Here is a 10,032-nt window from a genome sequence, read left to right on the forward strand (position 1 = left end):
TACAGTCAAAGAAATATTAACGTTCAATCTCTCGTTTCTTATTTTAACTTAAAACATCTGGCTTCTAATATGCATTCATGCTTATTAAATGTTTATATAAAATTGATTAAAAAAGTAAAAAAAGAAACTTAAAAATCAGTTTCTTGCTGCCATATAGATGTTACCAATTGGTATGAGTGTTGCAGCCAGATAAATAAGTCCGCCTATGATCGGGATTGCACTTACAATGAGCAGTACCAGAAGTCCGAATGCCATTTCGTTCATTGTCCTTGTACTTTTACCCATTTTACTTAGCAGATGACGTCCGATCCATATGGATGCTATTATCCTTGCAACGTAAAGCATTACAAAGAGAGTTACCATCATGATAAGTCCCAGTGGAATTCCTATGATAGTGACAAAGAGCAGTATTGCCAGTATACTTGCTACTATCAGAACAAGCAGTCCTGTAAGAAAAGCCATTCCTGGAGATTCAGAAGTTTTAGCAGCGATATTTTCCATGTATTCCGGCCATATCGCCAGTCCGATAAGACCTATAAGGACCAATGCAAGATATGAAATAAGTCCGCTTATCAGGGATGATACAATTCTACCATTGTCATGATATTCCATTTCGTAGTATTGAATATTATTCCCAACAACTCCTTCCTCAATTTTTGTTTCGGATCTGCTCCTGTATTCAAGATTACCAGCTATGGAAGCATCAGGTGATATTGTTATTTTCTCCGCGTTTAGTTCTGCATTTCCGCCAATATTACCTTCAATATCGATCTCTTTTGCAGAAGCTTCTACGTTACCAACAACGTCTCCCAGAATAGTGATCTTCCCTGAACCGGCTGAAAGGTCTCCTCCAATGTTTCCCGTATCAGCAAGAATCGTCTCACCGGTAAAGGAAATTACATCATCCTGCACACTTCCGTCAATCGTTAGCGTTCCCGATGCGACCCTTACATCATCGCCTACCGTACCGCTGATAGTAACATCTCCTGCAGCAACGATAAGATCTTCTTCAATGGTTCCTTTCACGTTAACCGTGCCACCGGCAACGACCACATCACCATTGACGGTCCCCTCAATTATAACATTTCCGCCGGCAACAATCACATCATCATCTATCACATCATCAATGACAACTGTGTCACCACTTTCAATTGTGGTATATGCTGCAGCCGTATGGATGAATAACATAAAAGTAACAACCAGCAGCATAATCCTGCATAAAGCTTGTAAGCCAGGTTTCATTTTGTAGACTCCCCCTCTACAATTAAATTTTAGTGATTATTCTATTCTTTGTTTTTCATTGATTAAATGCTTATTCGATTGCACTGGCTCGGCATCTAATTTCTTTTGAGTAAGTATGTACAACTCGGAATTTCAACAAATTAAATCCTTAGAATCATGAACTTGAAACCTCTTTTGAAGCTTGCTCAGTATTTTGTTGAGAAAAGGAAGACTCTTGATTATAGTAAGTCTGCTTACTCAGTTGAAAGGCAGGATTCAGACGAAATCAGGCAGAACATATTGAGTACATCTTATTCTGAGTAGAAGATGGGATTCTCAAAAGTTACTCTACATTACATGAAAAAGAATGCTGATGCGGATAAACCATTTACTTTAGAATCTCATGTAAGGGAACGGTTGGAAATATGGGTGAGGAATAATTCTTGTACCATATCAGTTTAAGGGGAAGGATAAAGAATATGAAAAATCCTCACTCCCCAAAACCTTCATTTTTTATTTACTCTTCGATTCCAATTGCTACATGGTGCTCAGTGATTACTGGTGTTTGCTCAATGATTCCCATGACATTAACAATTCCAAATACTATTCCAAGTGCGATTGCTGCTATTCCAAGGAATGCATATGCATCGTAGAGTGTACCAGTCTTAAGTATAGGCTGGATGACTATCGGGCATATAAATTGTCCAAAGAAAAGAACAGTTGCATATCCGGAAAATATCTTTCCTCTCATTTGCTCTGGTGCAATTCTTCCAAGCCAGCTCAGGTTTGTTGCATTAATGATGCCGAAAGCAATTCCTGTAACAATCAAACCTGCTATTAGTATAGTCATATTAGATACAATCGATAGGGTGAAAACACCTGCACCAAGTATCATGAAAAAAAAGACATTAGTCTTTATCTCAGAAATGAAGCCAGAAATTCTTATATGACTCAGTGCTCCAAATGTTGCGAAAAGTCCGGGTATGGATATCAGGGCACCTATAAGGAGTGCAGAATCGATTCCTTTTTCATCCAGAACGAATGGAAGTTTTGTTGGAACTGAGAAGAAAAGTACCATCATCACTATTGTTGCTATATAGATCAAAGCTATGCTTTTCAGGTCAAGATTCCATTTCTCCAGACGATGTGCATGTCCGTGTGGTTTATTGTTTTTCAGTTCGTTTTTTTCCAGAACAGGATTATTCTTCGAGCTGCTGATAGATATCAGTGCTCCAGGGATTAGCACCAGTGATATAAGGTAAATATAGAAAGGTGCATGCCAGCTGATATCTGCAAGTGCACCACCTGTAATCTCAAGTATTACAGCACCAAAACCCATACAAGCTGATTGTAGTCCCATTTTTTTCCTCAGTTCCACGCCAGAGTAATTGTCTGCCAGTAAAGCAGTTGCACATATAGTCATACCAGATATGCCAATTCCAAGTAGCACCCTGCAAGCAAGTATCATGTATAGTGAATTAAGAACTGCACCGCTTGCACCTACAAATCCAAAGATTGCAAGTGCGACTATAAGCATTTTTTTCCTGCTATATTTATCAGCAAGCACACCAATGAAAGGCGAACTGATAATAATTCCAAGAGCAGGAAGAGTGACAACCATGGAAACAAAAAGACCCGCATTTGGCACATCAGCAAAGAATTTCAGCATCTCCGGGAGTGCCGGTGCAATTGCAGCTGCACCCATGATAGTTAACATTGATGCACCAAGGATAACAATGAGTTTTAAAGTCTCATGTTTATTCTTAGATTTACTTTTTTGAACACTTGTTACTAGTCTTTCAGTAGGAATTCCTTCCATTCTCTATCACCTTTTTTGTAGCAAATGTCATAAAACAAACATACATGAATGTATGAATTAGATTCTCTTTTCTGCTTGTTAACAAATTATCACCTTGTGTGTGAATTTTTATTAATAAGAAAGTTTAACACAAGGTTGTGTCTATATGTATCAAAAAAATTGACATCTTCTTATAATAATGGTCGATTAATAATCCTAATTTAAGATAAATTTAACGCCTATTGTTTCTATTTACAATTCAGTTGCTCATGCTTTTGAAAGACAGGATTTGGAGGATATAAGGCAAAATACACTCATTATATCTTATTCAGAATGGAAAAAATGGGATTTTAAATCTATTTTTTAGACTTATGTTTTTTCGTTCTAATTAAAACTATAATTTTTAATTTCTAATAGGAGTTCTGTTTTTTCTTATTAACTATATTCCTTATCCCTTTTCAAACCCGGATGATTCGGACTGATGTCCATCACCTGTCCATTCAATTCCTGTGTCACCCTGTTCAGTATATTATCGATATCTTTGGATTCTTCCTCGTCGATCATGGATGAATAGATGTCTTTGATACTTGCAAGACTTGCAGATGCCAGTGCCAGTAAAATGGATAGCACGTCAAAAGTTACTTCTTCACGGTATTCGAAATCGCCCATTGCTCTTTTTATACCGGGATGGGCTGCATTAGAAATGAGTATATAAAAATCATCTACAAGTTTTTTCTTCTCTCCAGTGTATAACACTTCGCGTATTCTTGATGGCCTGAGCCAGTGATGCTTATTTTTCAACTCTTTTTCTTCATCTTCCGTAAGTGTACCTAACTGTTGCTTATAGAAAATGTATGCTTCTCTGTCAGTCAGATGAAGCAGGTACATCTGGGTAATCCCTTCAAAAACAGTTCTTAAATTCAGGTAAGCAGGATTGTTCAGGCCAATACATGCTAATTTGTAGGCTGCGATCAAATTGTGGTTGTTTCGCTCAAATAGTACAGGTATAATGGATTTAGGACCATCAGGACGTTGGCCTGTTGTTTTTAACTCATCAATGAATCCGGCATTCAGAACTGTTGTAAGATAGAATAACAATTCTATTGAATCCTGAAAGATATCAAGCTTAGCGGCATGTTCCCTGAAGATGATATCTTTCCTGTAGTTCAGGATAGATTCAATATCGTTATAGTCACGCCTTTTTTTGCCGGGATTCATTTTTACTCTTTTTCCGTTGATTGTTTTTCCACATCTATGTTAAGGTTCAAGATAAGAGTTATTTTAGAACCTATTAGTAAAAAAGGTTAACACATGTGTAGTACTGATTAATAGAAGAATGAATACTTCAGAACTTCTTTCCAGGCTGCAAAAAGACAGCAGAAGTATCAGCAATGCAGACATCAGCCTTGCACGAGCTTATGCTATGGAAGCTGTGGAACATGTCCCTGAGCCTTACAAAACCATCTATTCATCTGATTATTTTATATTCCTCTATGAAAGTTTCCTGGAAATCCGGAAGTGCAGGCCGGATGAAATTGTGATACGGGAAATTGATCCGGCAGACTATGAAGCGGCTCTTTCCAGTATAAACGAGAAAAACGACCCGGGCGACAGGAAAAGAGATGCTATGAACCGGTTTATCAGTATCGTTCATATCTACCTTACTTTCATAGTCAAAAAACCACTGCATCCTGTGGGAATGATTTTCCCCGGAGGACTAAAGATAACAGAAGATGGAATTTTTTATTATTGTCCAGTCAAGGATAAGCAAACTGAAACCGGCATCTCATTTTGTGAGTTCTGTATCTGTAAGAACAGTGAAGAACAGTAAAGAATAGAAATGACAAATTGAATAACTTGAATGATCCCGAAGGGCACGGCGAAGCCGGCGCTTTTCCCAAAAGACTAAACAAAATATCTGCGAATTCTATACTTTTTCGTATACCTTCTGTATGGAATCATCGGAAGTTGCCGCCTTCGGCGGCTGGTTGCTTTGTTTTTAGATTTAAGCTTGCTTTTTCGTCACTAAAAAACAAAACAAAATAAAAAATAGGAGGTAGGGCCTGAATTAGGAAAGATATTCAGGCCTTGAATGACAGTGCTTTTGTCGGACATGCTGTAATGCATCTTCCACACTTGATACAGTCAGGCTTGGTGCTGTTGGTGTGGACATCAAGCTGCATCGGGCAGACCTTCTCACACTTGTTACAGTTGATACACTTTGATTCATCTGTATGGAGCTGGTATTTCTGGCCACCTATGAGGTTCTGTATGGTTCCCATTGGACAGAATGTACACCATGTACGTGGACTGACTGTAGTTCCTGCGATCAGTGCAATTGTAGTTGTAACCAGGCACATGATAACAAAGACCATACCGATCTGGTTGATAAGTCCGTGTGTGTTGAGGAGCCTGTAGCCCATAAATCCCATCATGAGCAGGAACAGGGGAATCCTGACCCGGTAGCTTCTCAGTATTTTTGGTATTTTCTTTCCTCTTGTTATTTTCCCAACCCAGAAGTCATTGAAACTTCCTCTCGGGCAGAGGTTTCCGCAGAACCATCTTCCACGGAAGACACTTGTTATAAGCAGTGTTGCAAAGACAAGCAGCAGGAAATATCCCAGAAGCGGGAACCAGAGTCCTGCAATGGATACGATAACGACAAGGATTCCAAGATATGGAGTAATTTTCAGCACAATTTCACCCTCTCTTTTCTCTTATAATTCTTATGTTTTTTTTTTGAAGTATTTATGTAGCACAATTTTCAGAGGTATTGCTGGTTCTACTGGTTCTCGTCAGCCCATGACTGCAATTCACTGTCCACTCTCTTGACCCAGCTATTGACGATCTCCATGATAAGTTCATGAATATCCTTCTTGCTGCGGATCTTGTATACAAAGAAGTATCCTCCGCCATCCATGTTGTTCTGGGAGCGGATGAGTATTTTTCTTTCATAGAGTTTCTTTACACTTCTCTGGACAGTTGAAAGGTTAAGTTCGAGCTCTTCAGCTATTTTTTCTGTAGTAAGCCAGTTCTGTCCGTATTGCAGGAAATACTTCAATATCTGAAGTTCGGCTTTTGTCAGGTTCAATCCGCATTTAATTACAGCTTCGATCTCAAACTCTTTACAGGCAAAGTCAACCATTTGATACCTCCGATAATCAACAGTACTGTATTAAAGCAGCAGCTGTATATAAAGCGTTTCAAGAACTGTCAAATACTGCGGAAAAACAACAGTACTATTTGAGTAAAAAAGAAATGATCAGGAACTTCCAATAAGCCGGTTGATCTCCTCGCTGCCGATGATTCCAATAATTTTGTTTGATTCATCAACTACGGGGAGAGCAGAAATATTATGCTGCTCCATTTTCTTTGCAGCACTTTCAATATCTTCATTTCCGTTTGCCGTTATCACATCTCTAACCATTATCATGTCAAGTGAGTTACATTTCATGGCAACTGCTTTTGAAATATCCCATGATGTCACAATTCCTGTGATTACATTCTCATCATCTACAACCGGCAGATGAGTAATTCCATTCTCAAACATGACCTGTGCAGTTTCCTCAATACTCAACCCATTTCTGATAGTTTTAATCTCTTTTTTCATTATATCGGAAACAAGTGTATGTGAAAGGAAGTTACCGATAATGTAACCAAGCTGCCCGGATTCCAGCAGGAAAGCATCATGTCCGTAATTGGACTCGATCTCCCTGTAGGTCACATCAATGTCATTAGCAGTTAATGCGGAAACAACTTCTTTCGACTGGTATGGTGGATAAAGCCAGTCAGAGCTCACCGCTACGATCAGGAACTTTGCCCTCGCATTTTTCATTCCTTCTATCAGGGAACCATTCAATGTAAGGTCAAAGTAGTCCAGTGCCTTTGTAATATAAAGATAGGAATTCGCATCAAATCTCTTTGTAAAGGACTGTCCCTGATAATGCAGGTAGCTCTCAACCTGGAAATCAAAACCAAGGTTATAATCCAGATCCTGCTTGTCCTGGAGTTTTCTTCCAAACTTCTGGTGCATGGAGTCATCACTCAGATAGGTTATATGTCCGATCATTCTTGCCAGCGCAAGACCATGAATGGGTGCGTTACCTGAATAATAATCACCGTTGTTCCAGTCAGGATCAGAGAGTATAGCCATTCTTCCCACCTCACTGAATGCTATTTGCTGAGGTGAGGAACGTGCCGTACTTGCAATAACAATTGCCTTGCCTACGCTATCAGGATATGTCACAGACCACTGAAGAACCTGAGTTCCTCCCATAGAACCTCCGATAATAGCAAAGAGTTTCTTAATACCAAAGTGGTCGACAAGTTCCTTCTGGGCTTTTACCATATCCTTTATGGTTATGAAGGGGAAAGCGGTTCCGTATTCTTTACCGGTTTCAGGATTTATGGAGGATGGTCCGGTCGAGCCTTTGCATCCTCCCAGTACATTGGAACAAATTACAAAATACTTGTCAGTATCAATGATCTTTCCAGGCCCTATCAGTGTATCCCACCATCCGGCTTTGCTTTCACCGCTATGCAGACCGGCTGCGTGAGCATCGCCGGTGAGTGCATGGCAGATGAGAATCGCATTGCTTTTATCGGGATTCAGCTTTCCGTAGGTCTCGTAAGCTATTTGGACTTCCTTCAGCTTTTTTCCACTGTCAAGCACCAGTTCTCCTGGAAGATTGAAGAACTTAGTCTCTACGATCCCAACACATTCTTTCTTCATAGTTCCTGGGATCTTTTAAGCGCCTGGTCAATGTCAGCTATCAGGTCTTCCACATCTTCAAGTCCCACGGACATGCGGATGAAGTCATCAGTGACTCCGGTTGACAGCCTCTCATCAGCGGTCAGCTGCTGGTGAGTTGTTGATGCAGGGTGGATGACAAGTGTCTTTGCGTCACCGATGTTTGCAAGGTGTGAAAGTAGTTCAACACTATCAATAAATTTCTTTCCTGCTTCAAGACCGCCTTTGATCCCAAACCCAAGGATTGCACCATACTTTCCTTTCAGGTATTTTGTTGCAAGTTCATGGCTTGGATGTCCTTTAAGTCCCGGATAATTCACCCATTCAACGGCAGGATGATCGTTCAGGAACTCTGCAACCTTGAGTGCATTACTGCTATGTCTTTCAATCCTTAGTGGAAGTGTCTCAAGTCCCTGCAGCAGCAGGAATGAATTGAAAGGACTCAGTGCAGGTCCAAGATCACGCAGCAAGTGCACTCTCATCTTGATTATGAATGCGATGTTACCAAGTTCCGGAAAATCACCGAATGTTTCCCAGTATTTGAGGCCGTGATAACCAGGGTCAGGTTCTGTAAGCCCGGGGAACTTTCCGTTGTCCCAGTTGAATTTACCGGAATCAACAATGACTCCGCCGATAGTTGTTCCGTGTCCTCCAAGGAATTTGGTTGCGGAAAGTACCACAATGTCTGCTCCAAGGTCAATAGGTTTTACAATACCGATTCCCACAGTGTTGTCAACTATAAGTGGTATTCCTGCTTCATGTGCTATCTTTGAAATTTCCTCAAGGTTTGGTACATCTAGTTTCGGATTTCCGATTATCTCGGTGTAGATTGCCTTTGTTTTCTCTGTAATAGCTTTTTTGAATTCTTCAGGTTTTGTAGAATCCACAAAGACCACTTTTCTTGCAAGGTTCTTGAATGTGTTATTGAATAATTGGTAAGTTCCACCGTAGAGGTTATCGGCTGCAACGATCTCATCGCCCGGCCCTGTCACACCTAGTGTTGCAAGAGTGATGGCGGACATCCCAGAGGAAACTGCAAGTGCACCTGTACCACCTTCAATGGCAGCAACTCTCTTTTCAAGCACATCGGTGGTTGGGTTCATGAGCCTTGTGTAGATGTTACCGAATTCCTTCAGTCCGAAAAGATTGGCTGCATGTTCTGCGTCTTTGAATGTGTATGATGCTGTCTGGTAGATAGGAACCGCACGTGACCCTGTTGTAGGATCAGGTTCCTGCCCTGCATGTAACGCCAGGGTATTTGGTCCATAGTTTCTTTTGGTCATTTTATTTCCTCTGGATTTTCTAATGTGCTTCAGTTTTGCACTATTTCATGATAGATGCAATGCTATATATAATTTCGCATAATTCACTTTGTGAATATTACTATGAGTTATTTTAATGTTGTGGTTATCTTTATTTTGTGTTACTCAGTTGCATAGTTATTTTGTATGCTCTCTAATTTATATTTAATTGGTGGCAGATAAAATACAGAAGTAAAAAGTCTGAATAAAAAGTGAATGCAGAAGTCACTTCCAGAAAAACAGCAGATATGATAAATCCCTTATCATTTCTACTCTAATAACTAATTCTTCAAAAAAATTATTTCATTCCAGTAATTCAGCCGGGAAACTCTCATAATCATTTTCAGGATAAAAGGCTATTTTAGCTTCAGGATTAAGGTTCCTGACAAGCTTTGAAACAGCATCGGAATGTTCGTTAGTATCTAACCATATCTTGCCGATACAAACAATCTCTGCACCTGATGTTTGTTTCCTGACATACTCTGTAAGCTGGTCTTCTTCCGTTTCAAAATCAAGTGAATCCACAAGTACAACAGAAGGCAAAAGTTCTACATCAGCAAGCTCCATTCTTTCAAGGTCAGCTTTTAGCTTGTGAGGTAGCACTGTCTCTTCGGCTTCAATGAATACTGTATCCGGGTTGAATTCTTCCTGTATTGTCAGGAGATTACTTCTTATATCGGTATCAAGAGAACATGGAATACACACACTGTTGACTTCCCTTGTCTTAATTCCAAGTTCAGTGAGCGTTTTCTCATCATAATCTACTTCGCCTGTTTCCTGAACTATGACTCCGATCTTCTCTCCTTTGGAATTGAGATATTTTGCAAGTTTCAGAATAAGTGTGGTCTTGCCGCTGCCTGTAGCTCCGCCTATTATGCTAACTTTCATAAGATACACTCCACAAAGATATTGATAAGAAACGTCCTTGAATCTTACGGTTTAGGTGTTTGAGAGTGATGCCA

10 protein-coding genes are annotated in these 10,032 nt (G+C 39.9%); 2 read left to right on the plus strand and 8 right to left on the minus strand.

What is annotated here, in order from left to right; genetic code table 11:
• Nucleotides 1-135: 135 nt before the first annotated feature.
• Nucleotides 136-1,242 (minus strand): bactofilin family protein, encoded by a 1,107-nt coding sequence (locus tag RE474_RS12285; RefSeq protein ID WP_309310650.1) that lies wholly within the window; start codon nucleotides 1,240-1,242, stop codon nucleotides 136-138.
• 156 nt (nucleotides 1,243-1,398) lie between these two features.
• Between RE474_RS12285 and RE474_RS12290 the strand changes: the two genes are divergently transcribed.
• Complete coding sequence (locus RE474_RS12290) at nucleotides 1,399-1,545, plus strand: hypothetical protein (RefSeq protein ID WP_309310651.1); 147 nt, start codon at nucleotides 1,399-1,401, stop codon at nucleotides 1,543-1,545.
• Between the two features lie 193 nt (nucleotides 1,546-1,738).
• Here the strand turns inward: RE474_RS12290 and RE474_RS12295 are convergent, their stop codons facing one another.
• Nucleotides 1,739-3,040 carry an MFS transporter gene (locus tag RE474_RS12295; protein ID WP_309310652.1) on the minus strand — a complete coding sequence of 434 codons (1,302 nt, stop codon included), beginning with the start codon at nucleotides 3,038-3,040 and terminating at the stop codon, nucleotides 1,739-1,741.
• A 414-nt stretch (nucleotides 3,041-3,454) separates the two neighbouring features.
• Nucleotides 3,455-4,237 (minus strand): hypothetical protein, encoded by a 783-nt coding sequence (locus RE474_RS12300; protein ID WP_309310653.1) that lies wholly within the window; start codon nucleotides 4,235-4,237, stop codon nucleotides 3,455-3,457.
• Nucleotides 4,238-4,355: 118 nt separating this feature from the next.
• Between RE474_RS12300 and RE474_RS12305 the strand changes: the two genes are divergently transcribed.
• Complete coding sequence (locus tag RE474_RS12305) at nucleotides 4,356-4,850, plus strand: DUF2115 domain-containing protein (RefSeq protein ID WP_309310654.1); 495 nt, start codon at nucleotides 4,356-4,358, stop codon at nucleotides 4,848-4,850.
• A gap of 250 nt (nucleotides 4,851-5,100) precedes the next feature.
• On the opposite strand, the gene RE474_RS12310 is transcribed toward RE474_RS12305, so the two are convergent.
• The 5 genes from RE474_RS12310 to RE474_RS12330 form a co-directional block, all read right to left on the minus strand.
• On the minus strand, nucleotides 5,101-5,715 hold the full coding sequence (locus tag RE474_RS12310; protein ID WP_309310655.1) for a 4Fe-4S binding protein: 615 nt from the start codon (nucleotides 5,713-5,715) through the stop codon (nucleotides 5,101-5,103).
• Between the two features lie 86 nt (nucleotides 5,716-5,801).
• On the minus strand, nucleotides 5,802-6,164 hold the full coding sequence (locus tag RE474_RS12315; RefSeq protein WP_309310656.1) for an HTH domain-containing protein: 363 nt from the start codon (nucleotides 6,162-6,164) through the stop codon (nucleotides 5,802-5,804).
• Between the two features lie 117 nt (nucleotides 6,165-6,281).
• Nucleotides 6,282-7,751: a homoserine O-acetyltransferase MetX gene (gene metX, locus RE474_RS12320; RefSeq protein WP_309310657.1), complete on the minus strand. Its 1,470-nt coding sequence runs from the start codon at nucleotides 7,749-7,751 to the stop codon at nucleotides 6,282-6,284.
• Nucleotides 7,748-9,052: an O-acetylhomoserine aminocarboxypropyltransferase/cysteine synthase family protein gene (locus tag RE474_RS12325; protein ID WP_309310658.1), complete on the minus strand. Its 1,305-nt coding sequence runs from the start codon at nucleotides 9,050-9,052 to the stop codon at nucleotides 7,748-7,750. Before RE474_RS12325 ends, metX begins: the two co-directional genes overlap by 4 nt.
• A gap of 321 nt (nucleotides 9,053-9,373) precedes the next feature.
• A complete protein-coding gene (locus RE474_RS12330; RefSeq protein ID WP_309310659.1) occupies nucleotides 9,374-9,958 on the minus strand; it encodes a GTP-binding protein in 585 nt (194 codons plus the stop codon).
• Between the last annotated feature and the right edge of the window lie 74 nt (nucleotides 9,959-10,032).

Source organism: Methanolobus sediminis, assembly GCF_031312595.1.
In the GTDB taxonomy this organism is placed as follows: domain Archaea; phylum Halobacteriota; class Methanosarcinia; order Methanosarcinales; family Methanosarcinaceae; genus Methanolobus; species Methanolobus sediminis.